Origin of the sequence: uncultured Campylobacter sp., assembly GCF_947255105.1 — a bacterium.
Classification (GTDB): domain Bacteria; phylum Campylobacterota; class Campylobacteria; order Campylobacterales; family Campylobacteraceae; genus Campylobacter_B.
Genome location: NZ_CAMYFP010000012.1, coordinates 1 through 22,616, shown reverse-complemented (window position 1 = coordinate 22,616; position 22,616 = coordinate 1). Strand labels below are relative to the sequence as shown.

Here is a 22,616-nt window from a genome sequence, read left to right as displayed (position 1 = left end):
TAATTTTATGGACTCTTAAGAGTTGCCTAAACAGCTTAAATTTGAATCCAAACTAGAGCTCTGCACAAACTCTAGTTTGGATGCTATCTGCTTGCTAGACTAAGAAGCATATGGGCTAGCAAATTTGAAGCTGTTGCGGCGTCGTCATAGTTTATCTGCTCTTTTGTGTTGTGACTTATGCCATTTTTGCATGGTATAAAGAGCATACCTACATCTTTTGCTATTCCTACCATATTCATAGCGTCGTGTCCGGCGCCACTTGGCATTTTGTGAGTTTTGATATCTAGCTTTTTGGCCTCATTTTTGGCTAGCTCTATGATGTTGTCGCTTAGCTTGACAGGCGTATCTTTTACAAGCTCTCTTATGCTATATCCAAAGCCCTCTTTTTTGCACAACTCATCTATCATCTCTCTTGCCTCTTTATCTACGCTCTCTAGCTCCTCTTTGGAGATATCCCTTATATCAACGCCCATTGTTACACTTCCTGCAATGACATTCAAAACGCCAGGTTTTGCCTTGACGTATCCAACTGTTGCAACTGTGTTTTTTCTCTGTTTGGCGATATTTTCTAAGGCGATTATGATCCTACTTGCCATCAAAAGGGCATCTTTTCTCATATTCATAGGTGTTGCGCCGCTATGATCTGCTCTTCCTTCGATGGTGAGCTCAAACCTAACAGGTGCAGCGATACCGTTTACCAAGCCAACTGGAATGCATAGTCGCTCCAAAACAGGACCTTGCTCAATGTGGAGCTCTATGTAGGCGCCAAAGGTGTTGTTGGCTAGCTTTATCCTGTCTAGTTTTAAGACGTCACAACCAAACTCTTTTGCCGCTTCATAGGCGCTTATGTCATCTTCATCTTTTAACTCTTTTAGCCTTTTTTCATCTAGCTTTCCAGCAATTAGCTTGCTACCCATCGTAGCCATCTTAAATCTGCTTGACTCTTCTGCTGAAAAGACGATGAGAGTTAGATCTCTTAGTGGTTTTTTGCCACTCTCTTTTATAGAGGCAATTGCCTCAAGTCCGCACATAACGCCAAGTGCGCCATCATAGCAGCCACCGTTTGGGACACTATCTAAGTGCGAGCCAGTTGCTATGCTAGGAAGTGTGCTATCTTCTCCTTTTAAAGTCAAAAAAATATTGCCAAAGCCATCCTCTTTGTGGCTAAGTCCTAGCTTGCCAGCAAGCTCTAGTAGATGTTTTCTTGCTGCTTTTTCCTCTTTGCTAAAGGCAAGTCTAGTTATGCCGCCGCCCTCAAGTGCGCCAAATTTAGAGATATCTTCAATACTTTTTATAAGTCTTTCTCTATTTATCATCTCTTATCCTTTAAATTTCAAAATGACAGCCAAATTTAAATATCATCACTCAAATATCACATCTGGAAATTTATAGACCAACTTACCACTCTTTATGGTATGAGTTACCGCTCCTTTTAGCTCTTTGCCAAAAAGAGGTGAGTTTGTTGACTTGGATTTGTTTAGCTTCTCATCATAGAGATATTTAAGCTCTTTATCGATAATCGCAATGTCTGCTAACATTCCCTCTTTTATAGCACCTTTGTTTTTAAGTCCTAAGATTTTGGCAGGATTGGTTGAGGTTAGCTCGCACATTCTCTCAAAAGTGATAACGCCATCTTCAACTAATTTTAAAGTAAGTGGAACTAAGGTCTGAAGTCCCAAAATTCCAAAGCTAGCTCTATCAAACTCTACAAACTTATCATCATAAAAATGCGGTGCGTGGTCGGTTGCAATAACATCTATAAGCCCACTTTTCAAAGCCTCTCTAACAGCTATTTTGTCGCTTTCTTCGCGAAGTGGTGGCGACATTTTGTAGTTGGAGTCATAGCCCATCAAGCACTCATCTGTAAAGCTAAAGTGATGAGGTGTCGCCTCGCAAGTGATATTTACTCCCTCTTTTTTTGCCATCTCTATGATCTTTAGTGACCATTTTGAGCTAACGTGAGCTATGTGAATGTGACCGCCTGTAAGTTTTGCCAATAGCATATCCCTACTAGTCATAATCTCCTCTTTTTCGCGTGGCATTCCCTTTAGTCCAAGCAAAGCGCTAACTCTTCCCTCATGCATCACGCCACTTCTACAAAGCGAACAATCCTCACAGTGGCTAATGACAAATGAGCCAAAGTGTGCGCTATATTCTAATGCAGCTCTCATAACATCACTTGAGCTAACAGGCAACCCATCATCGCTAAACGCCACCGCGCCAGCCTCTATCATATCGCCCATCTCAGTTATGTGACCGCCATCTAGCCCTTTGGTGATGGCGCCTATTGGAAGTAGGTCGATAAGCCCAACTCTTTTGGCTTTTGCAATCATATCGCGAGTTATGACTGCGTTGTCATTGACGGGGTTTGTATTTGCCATAGGAAGAGCTGTTGTAACGCCACCTGCAACAGCCGACATTGAACCAGTTTTGATATCGTCTTTATACTCAAGTCCAGGATCTCTAAAATGAACATGCATATCGATAAGTCCAGGAAAAACTAGCTTATCTTTAGCATCTATTGTAAGATCTGCTTTGATAATCTCATCTGTAATTTTGGTGATTGTGTCATCTTTGATGAAGATGTTGGCTTTGGTTGTGCCACAGGCATTGACAATTGTGCCATTTTTTATAAAGATACTCACTTTTTACCCCTAATTTCTACTTAAAATGTCAAAGATAGCCATTCTTATGGCAACACCATTTTCAACTTGATTTAAAATAACAGAGCACTTTCCATCAGCAACATCTGAATTTAGCTCAACGCCTCTATTTATCGGTCCTGGATGGAGCACTACAGGGTTATTTGCAAGGGCAACTCTTGCTCTGTTTAGACCAAAAAATTTACTATACTCTCTTTTGCTTGGAAAGGCTACTTCATCATTTTGTCTTTCAAGTTGAATTCTAAGCATTATGATAGCATCGGCACCATCGACTGCTTCGTTTATATTTTTTGCCACTTCGCACTCAAAGGCATCGACTCTGTTTGGTAGCATAAAAGGTGGTCCAAAAAGAGTTATGTGAGCGCCAAATTTCTTCATGCCCCAAATATCACTTCTTGCAACTCTACTATGATCAATATCTCCAATAATTGCTATCTTTTTGCCATTTAGATCGCCTTTGTGCTCCATGATAGTAAAGATATCAAGTAGCCCTTGACTTGGATGTTCGTTTTTGCCATCGCCTGCATTTACGATGTGAGCATCGACATTTTTTGCCACAAACTGCACACTTCCTGAAGAACTGTGTCTTATGGCAAAAAACTCAGCCTGCATAGCTTCCATGTTTTTGATGGTATCGATGAGTGTTTCACCTTTGGTTACGCTGCTTTGAGAGGAGCTGAAATTTATGGCATCAGCTCCCAATCTTTTGGCAGCTGTCTCAAAAGATGTTCTTGTGCGAGTTGAGTTTTCAAAAAAGGCATTGATGACTGTTTTGCCACGTAAGATGTCTGATTTTTTGATTGGCTCTTTGTTTAGTTTTTTGTATTTTTTAGCAAGCTCTATAAAAAAGAGCATCTCCTCTTTGCTAAGATCTCTAAGTCCTAGCAGATCTTTTCGTTGGTAACTCATTTTACACTCCATTTTTTAAGAGCAAATTTTAACAAATTTTTTCTTAAATTTAGTTATTTTTTTCTCTATGCATTTTTATATAGATATGCAATATATCTATCGCAGCTGGAGTTATACCGCTAATTTGCGAAGCATTAAATAGAGTTGGCGGGTTAAATTTATTGAGCTTTTCTACAACTTCATTTGAAAGACCAGAGATCTTTTTAAAGTCGATATCAGATGGAATTTTTATCTTCAAAAACTCAACCATTTGGCTAACTTCCTCTTTTTGGAGTTTTATGTAGAAGTAGTATTTGGATTCGATGAGAATTTGTTCAAGTGAGATAGCCATAAATTTATCAAACATTGGATGAAGTTTTTGAAGCTTCTCTTTGGTAAAGCTCTTTCTTGCAACTATCTTTTGCAAAGTTATGTTTTGTACTATCGCCTCTTCATCAAGGCTTTCTAAGAGCTTTAAATTCTCTTTTGATGGCGTTAGGGTGGTGTTTAGCAGATAGTCCATTCCATCATCTATCTCTTTTTTTATCTTTTGTGTAAGTTCAAAGGTGGCTTTGTCTATAAGACCGATATCATAACCATATTTGTTTAGCCTCAAAAAGGCATTGTCTTCGCGTAAAAGTAGCCTATATTCGGCTCTGCTAGTAAACATTCTATATGGCTCTTTTGTCCCTTTTGTAACTAAGTCATCTATCAAAACACCAATATAAGCCTCATCTCTTCGTAAGATTAGTGGCTCTTTTTCATCTAGCGCTAAAGAGGCGTTGATACCAGCTATAAGTCCTTGCGCTGCGGCCTCTTCATAACCTGTTGTGCCATTGATTTGACCAGCAAGAAAGAGTCCATCTATTTTTTTGGTCTCAAGTGAGTGTTTTAGCTCAGTTGGCTCAACATAGTCATACTCAATAGCATAACCATGCCTTACTATGCGAGCATTTTCAAAGCCCTCTATAGTGTGTAGAAACTCAACTTGCACATCATAAGGCAGTGAAGTTGAGAGTCCATTTACATAGTATTCTGTAGCATTTGCAGTTTGTGGCTCTACAAATATATGGTGGTGCTCTTTGTCTTTGAAGCGGTTTATTTTATCCTCTATACTTGGGCAATATCTTGGTCCAACTCCCTCTATCTGACCTGTAAAAATAGGTGCTTTGTCAAAATTTGCTCTTATGATATCGTGAGTTTTTGTGTTGGTGTAGGCTATAAAGCAGGGGAGTTGTGTCGGAGAGAAATTTTTGGTTTTGTGGCTAAATGGAGTTGGATTTGTATCGCCATCTTGTCTATCAAGTGTGCTAAAATCAATACTTTTTGCATCTATTCTAGGGCAAGTTCCAGTCTTTAGTCTGCCCATATCAAGTCCTAGCTCTTTAAGACTAGCTGATAGTTTGGTGCTACTTAACTCTCCAACTCTACCGGCTTTTAGCTTATTTGTGCCAACATGAACTAAGCCATTTAGAAAGGTGCCTGTTGTTATGATGAGTTTTGTGGTGTTGTAGATGTTGTTAAGATGAGTTTTTACGCCACAAATTTTGCCATTTTTTGTTAAAATATCAGTTGCAATCTCTTGACTAATGGTTAAATTTGGAGTATTTAGAAGTAAATTTCTAGCAAAAATTCTATATTTATCCATATCAATTTGGGCTCTAGTGCCTCTAACGGCTGGACCTTTGCTCTCATTTAAGATACGAAACTGTATGCCGCAATTATCAGTTATTAGCCCCATTGCTCCGCCAAGTGAGTCAATCTCTTTTACTAAATGTCCCTTTGCAAGTCCGCCAATTGCAGGATTGCAGCTAGTTGCACCAATTTGTTCGGCAAGTATAGTTATAAGTAGAGTCTTTTTTCCCATCTTTGCAGCAGCCAAACATGCCTCAATCCCCGCATGACCGCCACCAACTACAACAACATCATAATCCATCTTTTTTGCTCCTTATAAAAAGCTCTCATTTTATCAAAAGTTTAATTGTAAAATTATAAAATCACAATAAAAAAGGCTAAATTTGAACTGCGTAGAGAGATTGAAAAAAGAGGTTTTAAGTGGCAGAGATATCACCAAAGAAGAGGCGTTAGAGCTTGCAAATACAGAGCATCTTTTGGCTCTTTTGGAGGCTGCAAATGAGATTAGAGAGAGCTTTTGTGGCAATGAGTTTAATCTTTGCTCTATCATAAATGTAAAGTCAGGAAGGTGTAGCGAGAATTGCAAATTTTGCGCTCAATCTGCACATTATAAGACAGGTTGCGATATCTATCCGCTTCTTAAGGTAGATGAAGTTTTGGAGGCTGCAAAAAAATGTGATAGAAATTTAGTTGATAGATTTTCTTTAGTTTCTAGCACAAAAGAGCTTAGAAAAAGAGATATTACAGAGATTAAGGAGCTTTATAGCGCTCTTTCTTCACAGACCACTCTTCATCTTTGCGCCTCATTTGGTCTAGCAGATGAAGAGAGTTTAAGAGAGCTTAAAAAAGCAGGAGTGAAGACCTATCATCACAACCTTGAGACATCTAAAGGGTATTTTACAAATATCTGTACAACTCACACTTTTAAAGATCGAGTTGCTACTATAAAAGCAGCAAAAAATGCGGGGCTTGATGTTTGTAGCGGCGGGATATTTGGGCTTGGCGAGAGTATGAGCGATAGAGTAGATCTTGCATTTACTTTAAAAGAGCTTGAGGTAAGTTCGGTTCCTATAAATATCTTAAGCCCCATAAAAGGAACGCCGCTTCAAGATAGAGAGATTTTAGAAGAGGATGAGATTTTACGCACAATAGCGGTTTTTAGATTTGTCTTGCCAAAGGTCTATTTGCGCCTTGCAGGTGGCAGAAAAGCACTCAAACAAAAGCTTTCTTTGGCGCTAAATGGCGGGATAAACTCAAGCATAACTGGGAATTTTTTAACAACTACTGGGCAGAGTGTAAAAGATGATAAAATTATGATTAAAAAATATGGTTTTAGGACAAAGAGAGATGTTTAATGGACTTATCAAAGAGATTGCGACTGTTAAAAGTTATGAAAACAATATCTTAACTCTTAGAGCAAAACATAGACCAAATTTAGGTGCAAGTATCGCTGTAAATGGAGCTTGTCTTAGTGTAATAAAGCTTTTTGATGATGGCTTTAGCCTAGAGCTTAGCTTTGAGAGTAGGAGAAATTTAGCTGTAGAAAACTTCAAGGGCAGGGTGCATATCGAGCCTGCAATGAGGCTTATGGACGCTGTTGACGGACATTTGATACAAGGGCATATCGATGGTATTGCTACCATAAGAAAGGTTGCAAAAGTAGAAAATGGCACTGATTTTTATCTAGAGCTTCCAAAAGAGCTTATGCCTCTTATGGCAAACAAAGGAAGTGTTGGCGTTGATGGTGTGAGCCTTACTATAAATGAAGTGATAGACAGCCTCTCTCAAATACGCCTTACAATCATTCCAATAACCCTAAAAGAGACTCTTTTTGGCGAGTATAAAGTAGGAAGAAGGGCCAATATAGAAAGTGATCTTCTTGCAAGATATGTGGAAAGAGTGGCTAAGTATAAGGAGAGCTCTTGGCAAAAGATAGACCAAATTTTGGCAACTTATTAGAGTTAGATGGCAAAGAGCGGCTACTTTATGGCTTTACTACAAGAGAGGGTGGAGTTAGTAAAGGACCTTATGAGAGTTTAAATTTGGCTTTGCATGTTGGCGATGAAAAAGAGAGTGTCTATAAAAACAGAGAGATTTTGGCGCTAAATTTGAAGCTAGAGAAAAACTCACTTATTTTTATGGAGCAGGTTCATGGAGATGAGGTTGTAGTTGTAGATGAAGACTTTTACAGCAGATATCAAAAAGAGCCCTTCTATCCAAAGTGCGACGCCATTATCACCCATCTTAAAAATGTAGCACTTTGTGTTATGGTGGCTGACTGTGTGCCTGTTTTGTTGGTTGATATCAAAAACAGAGCAATAGCCGCAGTTCACGCAGGAAGAGCTGGAGTTTGTAAAAAGATAGTATCAAAAACTATAGAGAAATTTAGAAGAATTTATAAGAGCAAAAGTGATGATATAAGAGTCTTTTTAGGTCCATCAATTGCTACTTCTTGCTATGAAGTGGGGGATTTAAATTTCAAAGAGCTTAAACAATTTAACAAAAACAATAAATTTGCTCTAAAAGAGGCAATTTGCTATGAACTTTCTATCTTTAGTATAAAAAACATCTTCAAAAGTAAAACTTGCACCCATTGCGATAGCCGCTATTTTTCCTATAGAAGAGATAAAATTTGCGGAAGAAACGCTGGTTTTATAGCAATTATTTAAATTTATCAATATTTTATCTTTATTTGCTATAATCAACCTTTCAAACTTCGCACACACCAATCCTTTTTTAGTTGCATTTTGCTAAGGGGTGTGGAGGTAAAAACTAATTATTTAAGGAGAAACTCATGGTAACAATGAGAGATTTATTAGAGTGTGGTGTCCATTTTGGTCATCAAACAAGAAGATGGAACCCAAAGATGAAAAAGTTCATTTTTGGCGAGAGAAAAGGTATCTATATCATAGATTTACAAAAAACTATAAGATACTTTAGACATACCTACAACATCGTAAGAGACGCAGCAGCTGAGGGCAAAACAATCCTTTTTGTAGGCACCAAAAAACAGGCTGGCTCATCTATAAAAGAGTTTGCACAAAAATGCGGTATGCCATATGTCAATCACAGATGGCTAGGCGGAATGCTAACAAACTTCGAAACTATCAGACAATCAATTAGAAAATTAGAAGTTATCGAAACTATGGAAGAGGATGGCAGTATAGATCTTCTTACAAAAAAAGAGGCTTTGATGTTAAGAAGACAAAAAGCTAAGCTTGAGGACTATCTTGGCGGAATTAGAGAGATGAAAAAGCTTCCTGATATGATGTTTGTTATAGATGTCGTAAAGGAGAGAATTGCAGTTGCAGAGGCAAACAGGCTAAAGATTCCAGTAGTTGCACCACTTGATACAAACTGCGATCCTGATTTGGTTGATTATCCAATTCCAGGTAATGATGACGCTATAAGAAGTATTCAACTCTTTTGTCAAGAGATGGCAGCAGCTATTGAAGAGGGAAAAGCCTTAAGAGATGAAGATGCTGAGCCAAAAGAAGAGGTTACTCAAGAAGAGAAAGATGAGGCTCTAAAAGAGGCTATGGAAGATGAAGAGAGCTTCGATGATGAAGATATCGATGAAGATATTGATGAGTACTCAAAGGAGGAGAAATAATGCAAATAACAGCCCAAATGGTCAAAGAGTTAAGAGAGAGCTCAGGCGCGGGAATGATGGATTGCAAAAACGCCCTTGTTGAGTGTAAGGGCGATATAAAAGAGGCAATGAAATATCTAAGAGAAAAAGGTCTTGGTCAAGCTGCTAAAAAGGCAGATAGACTTGCAAGCGAGGGTTTGGTAAATGTTACTGTAAATAGCGACTTTACAAAGGCAACTGTTGTAGAGATCAACTCAGAAACAGACTTTGTTGCTAAAAATGATAAATTTATAAAGCTAGTTGATGAGACAACAAAGCTTATCCAAGAAAACAATATAGATGACTTGGACAAACTAGCTAAATGCAAGGTAGATGGAGTTGATTTTAACGACTACATTACCAACCAAATCACCATTATCGGAGAAAATCTAGTTGTAAGAAGATTTAAGACACTTAAGGCTCAAGTTGTAAATGGCTATCTACACTCAAATGGCAGAGTTGCTGTTGCAATTGCAGCAAACTGCGGAAATGCCGATAAAAAAGAGGTAGAAAAACTTTTGAGAAACCTATCTATGCATATAGCCGCTATGAATCCAAAGGTTATAAGCTACAAAGAGTTTGATAAAAATTTCGTTGAGCAAGAGAGTGTTGCTATCAAAGCACACGTTGAGAAAGAGAACGAAGAGCTTCAAAGACTTGGCAAACATCTCATAAAACTACCAGAATACGTAAGTAGGTTGCAACTAAGTGATGAGGTGTTAAAACAAGCAGAAAACGCAGCAAAAGAAGAGCTTAAAAAAGAGGGCAAACCTGAGAAAATTTGGGATAAAATTTTGCCTGGAAAGATGGATAGATTTATAGCTGATAATACTTTGCTCGACCAAAGAGATACACTTCTTGGACAATTTTTTGTAATGGATGAGAAAAAGAGCGTAGAGCAGGTCATAGAAGAGGCTAGCAAAAAGCTTGGCGATAAGATAGAGATAATCTCATTTGTAAGATATGAAGTAGGCGAGGGCTTGGAGAAAAAGAGCGAGGACTTTGCTGCAGAAGTTGCAGCACAGATGAATTAATGATCTTGCAAGGTGTAGGCTTAACTCATAAGTTTGACTACACACTATTTTCAGATATAAACTTTGACCTAAATTTAGGTCAAAGTATCTCCATTGTTGGAAGAAGTGGTTGCGGTAAATCCACTTTTTTGCACATTTTATCCACTCTTTTAAAACCAGATAGTGGCGAAGTTATTTATAACAACAGATCCATTTATAACCTAACCAAAGATGAGAGAGTTGAGATTTGTAGATATGATTTTGGCATAATCTTTCAAGCTCACTATCTTTTCAAAGGCTTTAGTGCGCGAGAGAACATAGAGCTTGTAGCCCTTCTTGCAAAACAAAAGGTTGATTTAGAACTTTTAAAAGAGTTAGAAATAGAGGATATCTTAGACAAAAAAGTTGGCGAGCTTAGCGGCGGACAGCAGCAACGTGTCTCAATAGCTAGAATACTTACAAAAAAACCAAAAATAATCTTTGCCGATGAGCCAACTGGCAACTTAGATCAAAAAACAGCAGCGCAGATAATGGCGGTAATATTTAGATATATAGAGGCAAAAAATGCAGCCCTGCTTCTTGTTACTCATGATACAACTCTTGCCAAAAAGTGCCTAAAAACTTATACTCTACAAGATCAAAGCCTTATTGAAATTTAAGCTTATTAAGCGATAAGTAAAGAAAAATATCATAAAATACTACTCTAAAAAATTCATAAGGATTGAAGATGAAAATTTTACTTATCAGTAGTGATACGGCTGTAGAAAGCATCATTGGTCTTTGCTTAGACAAACCTGGATTTGAACTCTTAAATGACGAGAGCAAGGTAGATGAGTGCGATTTAGTTGTTAAAGATGTAGATGAGAAAGAGGAGCTAAATTTAGAAAACTTCAATCAATCCAAAACGCTATTTTTAGTAACAAGCTCAAACCATATAAATTTAAAATACAAATTAGTTAAGCCCTTTTTACCAACAGATTTCATCAACTTTCTAACCTCATATGAAAATATCCTAAAACAAGAAGAAGAGGATATTTTGAAAAGTGCAAAAGATGACAAAAGTGAAAATATCAAAAACATCACAAATATCATAGATGAGCTAGACAGCATGGACAAAAAGCAGAGCTTAGAGAGCGTTGCCGATGAGATTGCAACTACCAATCTTATGCTTGATGATACCAAAGAGAAGGAGCCATCACAAAAGCTTGAAGGTAGCACCATACAAGAGCTTAGCGACTCACTTGACATTAAGATGAAAAAAGATGACGATTTGCCGTTGCAAGATATCGCAAAAGAGCTAAATACGCCACTAGAAAAAGAGCAAAAGGCGCAAAATGAGATATTTGGCGATCTTGATGAGATAAAAATAGAGCCGCTTGATACCACAGATACAAAGGAAGAGAAAAAAGATAGGCAGAGCGATAAGGTTGATTTATTTTTTGATAAAAAAGATGAAGAAGAGAACAAAAAAGAGAGAGAAGATATAGCAGACGAAGAGGATGAAGAAGAGCTAGATGTTGATGAAAATAGCAAAAATAGAGATGAACTTTGCCTTGATGACTTGGAAGAGAGACTTAAAAACTCCATCACCAAAAGCATAAAAAAGAGCCTTAAAAAAGAGAATTTAAATGCTATTGAGATAAAAATCAAAGTTAAATTTAAGGAAAAATAGTTGAAGGGCTTTTTCTTAATCATCTCAGGACCTAGCGGAAGTGGCAAAAGCACACTTATAAAAAGACTTTTAAAAAGTAGTGATGATTTTTATTTTTCTATCTCATCTACAACAAGAGCGCCTAGAGATGGTGAAGTAGATGGCAAGCACTACCACTTTATAAGCAAAAAAGAATTTGAAGAATCTATCAAAAAAGATGAGTTTTTGGAGTGGGCCTATGTCCATAATGACTACTATGGAACCTCTCTAAAAGAGCCAACAAAAGCTGTAGATAGCGGCAAGATAGCCATTTTGGATATTGATGTTCAAGGACAAAAGATAGCTAAATCCAAGCTAAAAGAGAGAGTAAGCTCAATTTTTCTTACCACTAAAAATTTAAAAGAGCTTGAAAAAAGACTTACAAATAGAGGAAGCGAAGAGAGCCAAAAACTAAAAAAGCGGCTAGAAAATGCACTAATTGAGATAAAAGAGATAAAAGAGTATGACTATTTAGTTATAAATTCCGACTTGGAAGAGTGTTATTTAGAACTTTGTGCTATAGTTGAGAGTCTGAAATTTAAGACTTCAAATTTAGATGTGGATAAATTTATTAAAAATTGGAATTAAGGAGAGATCATGGCTGTAGGACCTTGGCAAGTAGTTGTTATATTGGCTATTATTATCTTGCTTTTTGGCGGCAAAAAGATACCTGAGCTAGCAAAAGGATTGGGTAAAGGAATTAAAAGTTTCAAAAATGAACTTGAGAGCAGTGATGAGGCAAAGGCTGAGATAAAAGACGACAAGCCTAAAAGTAGCGAGGCTGTAAATAAAGAGCAAAAAGAAGCTTAAGCTTTGAAAGATTTAGTTAAAGCAGAGCTTTTAAAGCTCATTGGAGATTTTGATTGTTATTTAGAGAGTCCAAAAGACAAGTCGCTTGCTCACTATGCTACACCACTAGCTTTCTCTTTGGCAAAGGAATTTAAAAAAGCGCCTAAGATTATTGCAGATGAGATAGTTACAAAAGCTGCAAATAGCGAGATTTTTACCTTAAGTTCTTTGAATGGCTATATCAACATACATTTAAAAGAGAGCTATCTAAACTCTCTTGCCTCAGAGTCTTTAAAACAAAGAGAGCAAAAGTCTATACTCAACCCAAATGCCGAAAATATCCTACTTGAATATGTCAGTGCCAATCCAACAGGACCTCTTCACATAGGTCATGTAAGAGGCGCTGTTTATGGCGATAGTTTGGCAAGAGTTGGAAGATATTTAGGCCACAAAATCACAACAGAATACTTTATAAACGACGCTGGCAATCAGATAGAGCTACTTGGCACCTCCATACTTTTGGCAGGTCAAAAAAATATTTTAAATAAAGATGTGGAGTATCTTCAAAATTGCTATAGAGGCGAGTATATAGATGAGTTAGCGACCAAAGCCGTCAAGCAGTTTGGCAAAGAGATTTTATATGAGATAGACAATGATGAGGTAGTAAAAAAGATTAGCCTTTGGGGCAAAGATGAGATGCTAAAAGTCATTAAAAAAAATCTTTTTGATGCAAATATCACCATAGAAAACTGGGTTAGTGAAGCCTCTTTATATGATGAGTTGCAGCCAACTTTGGAAAAATTAGAGCAAAACGGCGCTATTTATGAAAAAGATGGTGCTCTTTACATCTCATCTAGCAAAGTTGGCGACGAAAAAGATAGAGTTGTCATAAGAGACGACAAAAGACCAACCTATCTAGCGGGCGACATTGTCTATCACTACAACAAATTTAAAAGAGGCTATGACCACTATATCAACATCTGGGGCGCCGATCACCACGGATATATTTTGCGCTTAAAGGCTGCTATTAGATTTTTGGGATATGACGATGAGAGGCTGGAGGTCATTTTGGCGCAGATGGTTTCACTGCTTAAAAATGGCGAGAGCTTTAAGATGAGCAAAAGAGCTGGCAATTTTATCTTGATGGGCGATGTGCTTGATGAGATTGGAAGTGATGCGTTAAGATTTATTTTTATCAGTAAAAAGTGCGATACGCCGCTTGAATTTGATGTTGAAGAGCTTAAAAAAGAGGATAGCTCCAACCCAATTTTTTATGTAAATTATGCACACGCAAGAGTTCATCAGCTCTTTAAGAGAGCGCAAAAGAGTTTTGATGATGTTGCTAGTTATGAGATAAAAGAGTTAAATAGCGATGCAAAGGCTCTGCTTTTTGAAGCACTTAGATTAGATGAGGTGCTAGATGATGCCTTTAGGCAAAGGCAGCTCCAAAAAATAACAGATTATTTAGTAGCTTTGAGTGCTAAATTTCATAAGTTTTACAATGAAAACAGAGTGCTTGGCAGCAAAGATGAGAAGAGTTATCTCAAGCTTTTTGCTGTAGTAGCGGTAACTATAAAAAAAGCCCTTAGTCTAGTTGGCATAGAGGCAAAAGAGAAGATGGCAGACTAAATGGCTCTAATTCGCCTAAGCAAAGAGGCCTATTTTAACAATATAGATGAGATTAGCAAAAAATCTGGCGGTAAAGATAGGATAATATTGGTCTTAAAAGACAACGCCTACGGACATGGTGCAAAAGAGATTGGCTCTTTAGCAAAAAGCAGCGGTATCAAAAAATGCGCAGTCAAAAACGAAGATGAGGCAAGAGAGCTATCTCAGTTCTTTCCATGGATTTTGATACTTTCACATAGACCAACAGGCAAAGAAGATCCACGTTTTATCTATGCGATTAATGACTTTTCGCAAATTAACAAACTAGCGCCACACACCAAAGTCCATTTGGCGCTTGACTCTTTGATGCATAGAAATGGCATTACAAAAGATGAGTTAAAGCCAGCTCTAAAGCTTATAAGCGAGCAACAGCTAGAGCTAATTGGCGCCTATACGCACTATAGAGCTGCTGATGAGTTTAGCGCTGATTTTTATGTCCAAAGAAAAAGCTACCTAGAGTTAAAGGAGTTTTTAAGAGAAGAGGCCAGTAAATTTGGCTATTCGCTCTGTTTTCACTCACAAAATACAGCTGCTTTGCAGCGGCTTGATCTTTTAGATGATGATTTTATAAGAGTTGGAATGGCTCAGTTTGGATATAAGCAGTTAAATCACAATAGCCTAAATTTAAAAATAGTCTTAAAACTCTACGCCAACAAAATTAGCCAAAGAGTTTTGCAAAAAGGTCAAAGAGTTGGATATGGCGGAGTTTTTAAGGCAGATGAAGAGATGATGATAGCAACTTATGATCTTGGATATGGCGATGGACTTTTTCGTTGCAAATTGGCCAAAAATCCACTTTTGCAAAATGGCGAAAATATCTTAGGAAAGATGTCAATGGATAGTTTTGTAGCCAAAGACTTGGGCGATGAAGTTTGCGTGATAGATGATGCAAGAGTTTGGGCAAGAGCGTTTGATACTATTGAGTATGAGATTCTTGTAAAACTCTCATCAAAGATAGAGAGAGTGATTGTTTAAATTATCTTTTTATTATGGCATTTGGAAGTATGACAGCATCTACAAAGGCCATTTTAGAGCAAATTTCTAACTCTTCGATATTTTTTATGATGGTTGCTATCTTGCTATCGAAGAGATACTCTTGCGCCAACAAAACACCACATTTTAAAATCTCTTTTTCAAATGGAAGCACGATATAGGCCGCCCCAAAAGCGTTGGAGAGGATAATTTGAGATAAATTTGAAGCCTTTATGCTAAATTTCTTACCACTTTGTTTGGAGAGTTGCACCATTTTTTCATCATAAGAGAACAAAAGGTTGTCAAAATTTGCAACTTCTTTTTCGCCAACCTCGTTAAATGGCTCAAATTTTATAAGATTATGACCGATAATTTGCATCTAAACACTCTTTACAAATAAATTTACCATTGCCAATGGATTTTGTCTCATTGATGTCTACATATGTTTTGCAACAATCGCACTCTACAAAGTTTTGCACCAATTCATCGTTTTTATCTCTTTTTTGAAATTTAGAGCTTATTATAAAATAGATTAGCGCGATAATTATTACTATAAATAAAATTTTACCCATTATACTCCCCTAAAAACTAGATAGTTTCTTTTGCCTCTACTGTAAATTTCTGCACCAATATTTTCAATCTCATTTGCCACTTCACTTCCTTTATAGAGCAAAAACTCCGTATCTTTATCATAAAACCCTTTACAAATCAAAAGCAGATCTTTGGTCCTCATAAGCGCTCTTGAAGTGATAAGATCTGCTCTAAATTTATCACTTTTTTCTATCTTGTCGTTATGAACTATAACATTATCCAAATTTAAAGCAACTTTTGCATATGTTAAAAATGATGATTTTTTGCCATTTGGTTCAAAAAGGTGCCACTTGCAACTAGTAAATTTCATCGCCAAAAACAGAGCAGGAATTCCAGCCCCACTTCCAACATCTATAGCGACTTTTGGAGTTGATTTTATGTAGTTTAGCCCATCTAAGCTATCTTTTATCACCTCATCTAAGTTGTCATAGTTTGTTAGGTTATGAACTGCGTTAAACTCATTTAAGATGGCTTTAAATTTCTCTATCTTATCTATCAAGTAGATGCCCCATTTTTTCTTTTTTGACCTTTAGATAGCCCTGATTGTAGCTGTTTGCGCTCACTATTATAGGGATTCTATCTACAACTTCTACTGAAGTTAAACTCCTCATTTTTTGGGGATTGTTGGTAAGTAATTTTATCTTTTTTATCTTATAGAAATTTAGTATAAAATCAACTATCTCATAACTTCTCTCATCATCTTTAAAGCCAAGCTGATGATTGGCCTCTATTGTATCAAGTCCCTTATCTTGCAAGGCATAAGCATTTATTTTGTTAAATAGTCCTATGTTTCGCCCCTCTTGCCTTAAGTAGATAACCATACCACTATTTTCGTTGATGTAGTTAAGACTCTTTGCAAGCTGTTCGCCGCAGTCGCACTTCAAGCTGCCAAGCACATCGCCTGTTAGGCACTCTGAGTGAATTCTTACATTTACAACTTCACCAAATGGCTCTTTTTTGATGACTAAATGCTCTTTTTCACCCTCTTTAAAAGATTGCACTTTAAAAAAACCAAATTTAGTTGGAAGGTTGGCAGGTTGTGAAATTTCAATTTTCATAAAAAATTAACTCCAATTGTGATAAACTATGGGCTATATTTTAGCCAAAAAAAGGACAACAATGTTTAAACGCTACAGAAGACTAAGAACCAATGAAAACATACGAGAGATGGTAAGAGAGACAAGACTTAACATAGATGACTTTATCTATCCGCTTTTTGTCGTGCCTGGAGTTGGAGTCAAAAATGAGATAAGCTCAATGCCTGGAGTTTTTCAATTGAGTGTAGATGAGCTTTTAAAAGAGTGTGAAAATGTCGTAAATTTAGGCATAAGAGCTATCTTGCTTTTTGGGATTCCTAGCACAAAAGACAGCATAGGAAGCGATGCACTTAGCGATGAGGGGATAATTGCAACGGCTCTAAGAGCGATAAAAAAGAGCTTTCCAAACCTCTACGTTATAACTGATCTATGTTTTTGCGAATATACAGATCATGGGCATTGCGGCATACTTGTAAATGACTGTGTTGATAATGATGCAACTTTAGAAATCTCAGTCAAACAGGCACTAATCCATGCTAAAAATGGTGCAGATATGATAGCGCCAAGTGGCATGATGGATGGTATTATTGAGGCATTAAGAAATGGTCTTGATGAGAAAGGTTATGAAAATTTACCAATTATGGCCTACTCTACAAAGTTTGCCTCATCTTATTATGGACCTTTTAGAGATGTTGCAGAGTCAACCCCAAGTTTTGGCGATAGAAAGAGCTATCAGATGAATTATGCAAACAGGCTTGAAGCGATTGCAGAGAGCCTAGAAGATGAACATGAGGGTGCTGATATACTTATGGTAAAGCCAGCACTTGCCTATCTAGACATCATAAGAGATATCAAAAACAAAACTCTTCTTCCGCTTTGTGCCTATAATGTTAGTGGCGAGTATGCGCTTCTAAAGGCAGGGCAAAAAGCAGGAGTGATTGACTATGAAAAGATTGTCATTGAAACTCTTACTGCTATCAAAAGAGCAGGAGCCGACATTATCATCTCATATCATGCAAAAGAGGTTGCAAAGCTCTTAAAAGGGGAGTAATTTGAGACATTTTTTAACGCTTGATGACCTTAGCAAAGAGGAAATTTTAGAGATTTTAACTCTTTCAAAAAAGATAAAAAACGAGTGCAAAAGCGGCGAAAATAGACCATATCTAAAAGATAGAAGTTTAGCTATGATTTTTGAGAAAAACAGCACTAGAACTAGAGTTAGTTTTGAAGTTGGCATTCACCAGCTTGGTGGTTTTGGACTTTTTTTAAGCTCCAAAGAGCTTCAGCTTGGAAGAGGCGAGCCCATAAAAGATACCTCAAGAGTTATCTCTAGGATGTGCGATATGGCTATGCTTAGAGTCTATAAACATAGTGATTTGGTCGAATTTGCAAGCTATTCACAAATTCCTGTTATAAATGGACTAAGTGATCTTTTTCATCCAGTTCAACTCATGGCAGATCTCTTAACAATAAGCGAGTATGGCATGGAAAAAGGCGCTGTTGCTTATGTAGGAGATGGCAACAATATGGCAAACTCTTGGCTAATGGCAGCTAGCAAACTTGGTTTTGAGTTAAGAGTTGCAACACCAGAAGGTTATGAGCCAGATAAAAAGATAGTTGAAAAGGCTCTAATAAATGCTAAGAAAAGCGGCGCAAAACTTATCTTTACCAACAGCCCAGAAGAGGCGGTAAATGGCACTTTGGTAGTTGCTACAGATACTTGGATCTCAATGGGACAAGAAGAGGAAAAAGAGAGTAAGATGGAGGCATTTGATGGCTTTTGTGTAGATAGAAAACTTATGAGCTTGGCTAAAAAAGAGGCGATTTTTTTGCACTGTTTGCCAGCTTATAGAGGTTATGAGGTAAGCGATGGGATTTTTGAGAGATATTCAAAAGTTTTGTTTGACGAGGCAGAAAATAGACTTCACGCACAAAAAGGGATTATGGTTTGGTTAGAAAAAATGAGGTGATAAATAGATGTCTGATGATGTAAAAATTAACAAGATTAATGAACTTGGTGAACTGCTTGGTATCGATAAGAGGGACGAGAAGACTATATTTGAGATTGGCTCAAATGATAGCAAAGAGACAAAAACTCTTAGCTTAAAAAGTGGTTCATGGCAGAGCAAAGAGCCGTGGTTTGGGATTGATGAGAGTGGCGATGTGCATATTATGGTCTCTTTAAAGTCACTAACTACCTTTATGGACTCTTGCAAAGGACTTGCCAAGGAGAATTTTGACCTAAAGCTTGAAAAGAGCATTATGCAGCAATTCCCACTTGATTTTAATGATGTTTGGGTTGTCTGTATGGATGAGATAAGAAAAATTGCAACCGAAAACAAAAACAAAAGAGTTTTGGATATAAATTTGGAAGGTGTTGTTGAAAAGATCAAAAAAGAGCATCCAAATTTATTTGTAAATTTAGATCAGTTTGTAGGAGCAAGAAGATAGATGAAAAACAGAACTATAGATTTTGATGCCTATGTCAAATACTCAAAACCAGGTCCAAGATATACAAGCTACCCAACAGCTTTGGAATTTAGCGATAAATTTAGCTATGAGGAGTATATAGAGGAGCTAAAAGCCCAAGAAGAGCAGACACCGCTCTCTTTGTATTTTCATTTGCCATTTTGTAGATCTGCCTGTTATTTTTGTGGCTGTAATGTTATTTTTACAGGCAAAACCGACAAAATGGATAGATATATCGACTATCTATATAAAGAGATGGAGCTTTTATCGCATATCATCGACACCAAAAGAGTTGTTGCGCAGATGCACTTTGGCGGCGGAACTCCTACCTATTTTAGTGCCAAACAGCTTGAGCGTCACATAGAAAATATCAAAAAAATATTTCCAAACTATAGCAACGACGCTGAGATTAGTTGTGAGATAGATCCACGTTTTCTTACAGCTGAGCAGTTAGATGTGCTTGTAGAGCATGGCTTTAACCGCGTAAGTTATGGTGTGCAGGACTTTGATGAAAATGTACAAAAAACTATCCATCGGATTCAGCCCTTTGAGATAACTCAAAAAAGTGTTGAGATGGCAAGAAGTAAAGGCATTGGCTCAATCAACATAGATCTCATCTACGGACTTCCATATCAGACCTTAGAGAGATTTAAAAATACACTAAAAACTGCACTTTTGCTTGATGTTGATAGATTTGCCATATTTAATTATGCACATGTTCCGTGGATTAAAAAGACGATGAGAAAATTTGATGAATCAACTCTTCCAAAGCCGCAAGTAAAGCTTGAGATACTCAAATTTACTCACGATTTTCTTACAAATAATGGCTACAAAATGATAGGAATGGATCACTACGCAAAGCCAACAGATGAGCTTTTTGAAGCGCTAAAAGATGGCACACTTCATAGAAACTTTCAAGGCTATACTACCAAAGGTGGAGCTGATCTTATTGGTATTGGCGTTACTAGCATTGGCGATGGAAGACGCTACTATGCCCAAAATCACAAAGATCTTGCAGCTTATGAAAAAGCCATTGATGAAGGGCGGTTGCCATATTGCAAAGGGGTACTTTTAAACCAAGAAGATCTTTTAAGAAAAGATGTCATAATGAGCCTTATGAGCAACTTTTCAGTCAATATCAAAAAGATTGAAGAGAAATTTAAGATAGATTTTTTCTCTCATTTTAAGGCTGAGCTTGAAGAGCTTAAAAAGTTAGATGAGTTTGTGGAGATGTCTAGCGCTAGGATAGATGTTACTCCTACAGGAACTCTTCTTATAAGAAACATAGCTATGTGCTTTGATCAATATATGATAAAACAAAGCGGTAAAAATTCTTTTTCAAAAACGGTGTAAAATGGATAAATTTAGTTATAAAAATATAAGCAATGCTTGCGTAAAATGCGGTAAGTGCATACAAGTCTGCACGATACATGATATCAATAGAGATGAGGTCACCTCACCTAGAGGTTTTTTAGATCTAATTGGAGCCTATGATAGAGGCGAATTGAAGTTAGATAAAAATAGCAAAAACATCTTTGAGAGCTGTTTTTTATGTACTAACTGTGTAGATGTCTGTCCAAATAGCTTGCGAGTTGATACCGCTATAGAAAAAGTTAGGATTGATATCGCACAAAAAAGAGGAATGGCACTCTATAAAAAGGCTATTTTTTGGCTTTTGGGCCATAGAAAAATTTTAGACTTAGCAGCAAGAATGGGCTATGTTTTCCAAAGTTGTGGTTTTAAGATAAAAAAAGATAGCGAACTTGGGGACTCTATGAGTGCTAGGATTAGCATTCCGATGCTAAAAAAAGAGAGGTTGTTGCCAACTGCTAGCAAAAAGAGCTTTCTAAACTCACATCCCGACTTTATAGACAATGGCGGCAAGAGGAGCATTGGGATATTTATAGGTTGTATGGGAAACTATGCATATACAGATATTGGCGAGGGGCTTTTAAAGATTTGCAAAGAGCTTAAAATAAATGTAGATATGTTAAAAAAACAGGCCTGTTGCGGGGCACCAGCCTATTTTACAGGCGATAGAGGTGCAACTTTGAGGGCTGCTAAATTTAACACCGACTATCTACTTGAAAAGCTAGAGAAACTAGATGCCATCATCATACCTGAGGCGACCTGTAGCGGAATGATTAAGATGGATTATGAACATGTTTTTGATGGTATGCCACAGTGGCAAGAAAAGGCTAGAAGGCTCTCTAAAAAGATATTTTTAGCAACGGAGTATTTTTATAAATTTACAAATTTAAATGAAATTTTAAGTAAAAAAGCAAAAAATCCACATACCATAACCTATCACGATCCTTGTCACGCAAGAAAGATGCAAGGAGTTTATAGAGAGCCTAGAGCACTTCTTAGCAACAACTTTACTATAGTTGAGATGAGCAATCCAAATAAATGCTGTGGTTTTGGTGGTGTTACTATGCAGAGTGGAAAGTATAATTTAAGTAGAGCTTCAGGTCAGCAAAAAGCTCCAATGATAATGCAAACAAATGCGTGGGTTGTAGCTGCAGAGTGCAGTGCTTGCAAAATGCAACTAAACAATGCACTAAATTTGAAAAATTCAGAGATAAGATGTCTAAATCCTATCGAGCTCATTGCCAAGGTGCTTTAGAAATTTAAAATAGTTTTATTTGCTAAAAATAATTTAAAAAGCCTTGACATTAGATATCTTTTTAAATATAATTATGGTTTCAATTTGGAAATGCTGGTGTAGCTCAGTTGGTAGAGCTACTGCCTTGTAAGCAGTAGGTCGGCGGTTCAAGTCCGTTCACCAGCTCCATTTTTTAAAAAACAGTGTTTGACCAGATATGTAAAGGGGTGAGATACTCAAGTGGCCAACGAGGGCAGACTGTAAATCTGCTGGCTTTGCCTTCCGTGGTTCGAATCCACGTCTCACCACCATTGTTTGCGGGAGTAGCTCAGTTGGCTAGAGCATCAGCCTTCCAAGCTGAGGGTCGCGAGTTCGAGCCTCGTTTCCCGCTCCAAAATTTAGGATTTTAAAACTGGGAGCTGTATGTATTATTTTTTATTACAGTTGCTAGCTTTAAGTTTCCAAATAGTTGTTTGTGTATGTTAAATTTGTTTAATTCTACTTTTGCCATGAGTTTATGCTCATATGGCTCAGAGGTAGAGCACTTCCTTGGTAAGGAAGAGGTCGTGGGTTCAAGTCCCACTATGAGCTCCATCAAAATTATAGAATAGCAAATAAACACAAATTTTTAAAAAGTATAAAAAACATTAATTAATGGAGGAAAAAATGGCTAAAGAAAAATTTACGCGTAACAAGCCACACGTTAATATCGGTACTATCGGTCACGTTGACCATGGTAAAACTACTTTAACTGCTGCTATTTCTGCAGTTCTTTCAAGAAAAGGTCTAGCTGAGCTAAAAGACTATGATAACATAGACAATGCTCCTGAAGAAAAAGATCGTGGTATTACAATTGCAACTTCACACATAGAGTATGAAACTACAAATAGACACTATGCTCACGTTGACTGTCCTGGACCTGTCTCTTATACACATCTGACGCTGCCGACGAATAGAGAGGTGTA

Annotated in this window: 25 protein-coding genes and 4 tRNA genes; 21 read left to right on the top strand and 8 right to left on the bottom strand. The window is 37.2% G+C overall.

Annotated features, from left to right (window positions below; translation table 11 throughout):
- Positions 1-83: 83 nt before the first annotated feature.
- From Q0X52_RS06650 to mnmG, 4 genes are read right to left on the bottom strand one after another with little or no spacing between them, the layout of a single operon-like run.
- Complete coding sequence (locus tag Q0X52_RS06650; protein ID WP_297576314.1) at positions 84-1,316, bottom strand: M20 family metallo-hydrolase; 1,233 nt, start codon at positions 1,314-1,316, stop codon at positions 84-86.
- A 45-nt stretch (positions 1,317-1,361) separates the two neighbouring features.
- Positions 1,362-2,645, bottom strand: coding sequence for a dihydroorotase family protein (locus tag Q0X52_RS06645; RefSeq protein WP_297576312.1), 1,284 nt, complete (start codon positions 2,643-2,645; stop codon positions 1,362-1,364).
- 9 nt (positions 2,646-2,654) lie between these two features.
- A complete protein-coding gene (locus Q0X52_RS06640; protein WP_297576310.1) occupies positions 2,655-3,572 on the bottom strand; it encodes an aspartate carbamoyltransferase catalytic subunit in 918 nt (305 codons plus the stop codon).
- A gap of 49 nt (positions 3,573-3,621) precedes the next feature.
- Positions 3,622-5,487, bottom strand: coding sequence for a tRNA uridine-5-carboxymethylaminomethyl(34) synthesis enzyme MnmG (mnmG, locus tag Q0X52_RS06635; RefSeq protein WP_297576308.1), 1,866 nt, complete (start codon positions 5,485-5,487; stop codon positions 3,622-3,624).
- A gap of 82 nt (positions 5,488-5,569) precedes the next feature.
- On the opposite strand from mnmG, the gene bioB reads away from it, so the two are divergent.
- From bioB to Q0X52_RS06580, 11 genes are all read left to right on the top strand, one after another.
- On the top strand, positions 5,570-6,541 hold the full coding sequence (gene bioB, locus Q0X52_RS06630) for a biotin synthase BioB (protein ID WP_297576306.1): 972 nt from the start codon (positions 5,570-5,572) through the stop codon (positions 6,539-6,541).
- Positions 6,534-7,145 carry a riboflavin synthase gene (locus Q0X52_RS06625; protein ID WP_297576305.1) on the top strand — a complete coding sequence of 204 codons (612 nt, stop codon included), beginning with the start codon at positions 6,534-6,536 and terminating at the stop codon, positions 7,143-7,145. Before bioB ends, Q0X52_RS06625 begins: the two co-directional genes overlap by 8 nt.
- A complete protein-coding gene (gene pgeF / locus Q0X52_RS06620) occupies positions 7,109-7,855 on the top strand; it encodes a peptidoglycan editing factor PgeF (RefSeq protein ID WP_297576303.1) in 747 nt (248 codons plus the stop codon). Before Q0X52_RS06625 ends, pgeF begins: the two co-directional genes overlap by 37 nt.
- Before the next feature lie 125 nt (positions 7,856-7,980).
- A complete protein-coding gene (gene rpsB / locus Q0X52_RS06615) occupies positions 7,981-8,799 on the top strand; it encodes a 30S ribosomal protein S2 (RefSeq protein WP_297576301.1) in 819 nt (272 codons plus the stop codon).
- Positions 8,799-9,851, top strand: a complete 1,053-nt coding sequence (gene tsf / locus Q0X52_RS06610; RefSeq protein WP_297576299.1) for a translation elongation factor Ts — start codon at positions 8,799-8,801, stop codon at positions 9,849-9,851. The genes rpsB and tsf overlap by 1 nt, the downstream gene beginning before the upstream one ends.
- Positions 9,851-10,489, top strand: coding sequence for an ABC transporter ATP-binding protein (locus tag Q0X52_RS06605; RefSeq protein WP_297576297.1), 639 nt, complete (start codon positions 9,851-9,853; stop codon positions 10,487-10,489). The genes tsf and Q0X52_RS06605 overlap by 1 nt, the downstream gene beginning before the upstream one ends.
- 68 nt (positions 10,490-10,557) lie before the next feature.
- Positions 10,558-11,502 carry a hypothetical protein gene (locus Q0X52_RS06600; protein ID WP_297576295.1) on the top strand — a complete coding sequence of 315 codons (945 nt, stop codon included), beginning with the start codon at positions 10,558-10,560 and terminating at the stop codon, positions 11,500-11,502.
- Positions 11,503-12,108: a guanylate kinase gene (gene gmk / locus Q0X52_RS06595; protein ID WP_297576292.1), complete on the top strand. Its 606-nt coding sequence runs from the start codon at positions 11,503-11,505 to the stop codon at positions 12,106-12,108. It begins immediately after the preceding gene.
- 9 nt (positions 12,109-12,117) lie between these two features.
- Complete coding sequence (gene tatA / locus Q0X52_RS06590) at positions 12,118-12,330, top strand: twin-arginine translocase TatA/TatE family subunit (RefSeq protein WP_297576289.1); 213 nt, start codon at positions 12,118-12,120, stop codon at positions 12,328-12,330.
- Positions 12,331-12,333: 3 nt separating this feature from the next.
- A complete protein-coding gene (argS, locus tag Q0X52_RS06585) occupies positions 12,334-13,938 on the top strand; it encodes an arginine--tRNA ligase (protein WP_297576287.1) in 1,605 nt (534 codons plus the stop codon).
- Entirely contained in the window at positions 13,939-14,952 is a 1,014-nt protein-coding gene (locus Q0X52_RS06580; RefSeq protein ID WP_297576285.1) for an alanine racemase, read from the top strand. It begins immediately after the preceding gene.
- A gap of 1 nt (position 14,953) precedes the next feature.
- Here the strand turns inward: Q0X52_RS06580 and Q0X52_RS06575 are convergent, their stop codons facing one another.
- The 4 genes from Q0X52_RS06575 to ribA are packed head-to-tail and all read right to left on the bottom strand — an operon-like array spanning position 14,954 to position 16,598.
- Positions 14,954-15,328 (bottom strand): hypothetical protein, encoded by a 375-nt coding sequence (locus Q0X52_RS06575; RefSeq protein ID WP_297576283.1) that lies wholly within the window; start codon positions 15,326-15,328, stop codon positions 14,954-14,956.
- Entirely contained in the window at positions 15,309-15,521 is a 213-nt protein-coding gene (locus Q0X52_RS06570; protein WP_297576281.1) for a hypothetical protein, read from the bottom strand. The genes Q0X52_RS06575 and Q0X52_RS06570 overlap by 20 nt, the downstream gene beginning before the upstream one ends.
- Complete coding sequence (gene rsmG / locus Q0X52_RS06565; RefSeq protein ID WP_297576279.1) at positions 15,521-16,039, bottom strand: 16S rRNA (guanine(527)-N(7))-methyltransferase RsmG; 519 nt, start codon at positions 16,037-16,039, stop codon at positions 15,521-15,523. The genes Q0X52_RS06570 and rsmG overlap by 1 nt, the downstream gene beginning before the upstream one ends.
- A complete protein-coding gene (ribA, locus tag Q0X52_RS06560) occupies positions 16,029-16,598 on the bottom strand; it encodes a GTP cyclohydrolase II (RefSeq protein ID WP_297576277.1) in 570 nt (189 codons plus the stop codon). The genes rsmG and ribA overlap by 11 nt, the downstream gene beginning before the upstream one ends.
- Before the next feature lie 61 nt (positions 16,599-16,659).
- On the opposite strand from ribA, the gene hemB reads away from it, so the two are divergent.
- From hemB to Q0X52_RS06510, 10 genes are all read left to right on the top strand, one after another.
- A complete protein-coding gene (gene hemB / locus Q0X52_RS06555; protein ID WP_297576275.1) occupies positions 16,660-17,628 on the top strand; it encodes a porphobilinogen synthase in 969 nt (322 codons plus the stop codon).
- A gap of 1 nt (position 17,629) precedes the next feature.
- The gene (gene argF / locus Q0X52_RS06550) at positions 17,630-18,547 is read left to right on the top strand and encodes an ornithine carbamoyltransferase (RefSeq protein ID WP_297576273.1); all 918 of its coding nucleotides are present in this window, start codon (positions 17,630-17,632) and stop codon (positions 18,545-18,547) included.
- 7 nt (positions 18,548-18,554) lie between these two features.
- On the top strand, positions 18,555-19,028 hold the full coding sequence (locus Q0X52_RS06545; protein ID WP_297576271.1) for a DUF2603 domain-containing protein: 474 nt from the start codon (positions 18,555-18,557) through the stop codon (positions 19,026-19,028).
- Positions 19,029-20,399, top strand: coding sequence for an oxygen-independent coproporphyrinogen III oxidase (gene hemN / locus Q0X52_RS06540; protein WP_297576269.1), 1,371 nt, complete (start codon positions 19,029-19,031; stop codon positions 20,397-20,399).
- Between the two features lies 1 nt (position 20,400).
- Positions 20,401-21,672, top strand: coding sequence for a (Fe-S)-binding protein (locus Q0X52_RS06535; RefSeq protein WP_297576267.1), 1,272 nt, complete (start codon positions 20,401-20,403; stop codon positions 21,670-21,672).
- Positions 21,673-21,764: 92 nt separating this feature from the next.
- A tRNA-Thr gene (locus Q0X52_RS06530) sits at positions 21,765-21,840 on the top strand.
- Between the two features lie 37 nt (positions 21,841-21,877).
- Positions 21,878-21,962, top strand: a tRNA-Tyr gene (locus Q0X52_RS06525).
- Positions 21,963-21,968: 6 nt separating this feature from the next.
- Positions 21,969-22,045, top strand: a tRNA-Gly gene (locus Q0X52_RS06520).
- Positions 22,046-22,170: 125 nt separating this feature from the next.
- Positions 22,171-22,245 (top strand) — tRNA-Thr (locus Q0X52_RS06515).
- Positions 22,246-22,317: 72 nt separating this feature from the next.
- Positions 22,318-22,616: GTP-binding protein (locus Q0X52_RS06510; protein WP_297576265.1), on the top strand; the 299-nt coding region annotated here is incomplete at its 3' end.

Bases quoted from the DNA above. Each gene is read 5' to 3' on its own strand.
- Q0X52_RS06650 (WP_297576314.1), bottom strand. From the start codon at position 1,316: ATGATAAATAGAGAAAGACTTATAAAAAGTATTGAAGATATCTCTAAA.
- Q0X52_RS06640 (WP_297576310.1), bottom strand. From the start codon at position 3,572: ATGAGTTACCAACGAAAAGATCTGCTAGGACTTAGAGATCTTAGCAAA.
- mnmG (WP_297576308.1), bottom strand. From the start codon at position 5,487: ATGGATTATGATGTTGTTGTAGTTGGTGGCGGTCATGCGGGGATTGAG.
- Q0X52_RS06625 (WP_297576305.1), top strand. From the start codon at position 6,534: ATGTTTAATGGACTTATCAAAGAGATTGCGACTGTTAAAAGTTATGAA.
- rpsB (WP_297576301.1), top strand. From the start codon at position 7,981: ATGGTAACAATGAGAGATTTATTAGAGTGTGGTGTCCATTTTGGTCAT.
- tsf (WP_297576299.1), top strand. From the start codon at position 8,799: ATGCAAATAACAGCCCAAATGGTCAAAGAGTTAAGAGAGAGCTCAGGC.
- Q0X52_RS06605 (WP_297576297.1), top strand. From the start codon at position 9,851: ATGATCTTGCAAGGTGTAGGCTTAACTCATAAGTTTGACTACACACTA.
- Q0X52_RS06600 (WP_297576295.1), top strand. From the start codon at position 10,558: ATGAAAATTTTACTTATCAGTAGTGATACGGCTGTAGAAAGCATCATT.
- tatA (WP_297576289.1), top strand. From the start codon at position 12,118: ATGGCTGTAGGACCTTGGCAAGTAGTTGTTATATTGGCTATTATTATC.
- Q0X52_RS06580 (WP_297576285.1), top strand. From the start codon at position 13,939: ATGGCTCTAATTCGCCTAAGCAAAGAGGCCTATTTTAACAATATAGAT.
- Q0X52_RS06575 (WP_297576283.1), bottom strand. From the start codon at position 15,328: ATGCAAATTATCGGTCATAATCTTATAAAATTTGAGCCATTTAACGAG.
- Q0X52_RS06570 (WP_297576281.1), bottom strand. From the start codon at position 15,521: ATGGGTAAAATTTTATTTATAGTAATAATTATCGCGCTAATCTATTTT.
- ribA (WP_297576277.1), bottom strand. From the start codon at position 16,598: ATGAAAATTGAAATTTCACAACCTGCCAACCTTCCAACTAAATTTGGT.
- hemB (WP_297576275.1), top strand. From the start codon at position 16,660: ATGTTTAAACGCTACAGAAGACTAAGAACCAATGAAAACATACGAGAG.
- Q0X52_RS06545 (WP_297576271.1), top strand. From the start codon at position 18,555: ATGTCTGATGATGTAAAAATTAACAAGATTAATGAACTTGGTGAACTG.
- hemN (WP_297576269.1), top strand. From the start codon at position 19,029: ATGAAAAACAGAACTATAGATTTTGATGCCTATGTCAAATACTCAAAA.
- Q0X52_RS06535 (WP_297576267.1), top strand. From the start codon at position 20,401: ATGGATAAATTTAGTTATAAAAATATAAGCAATGCTTGCGTAAAATGC.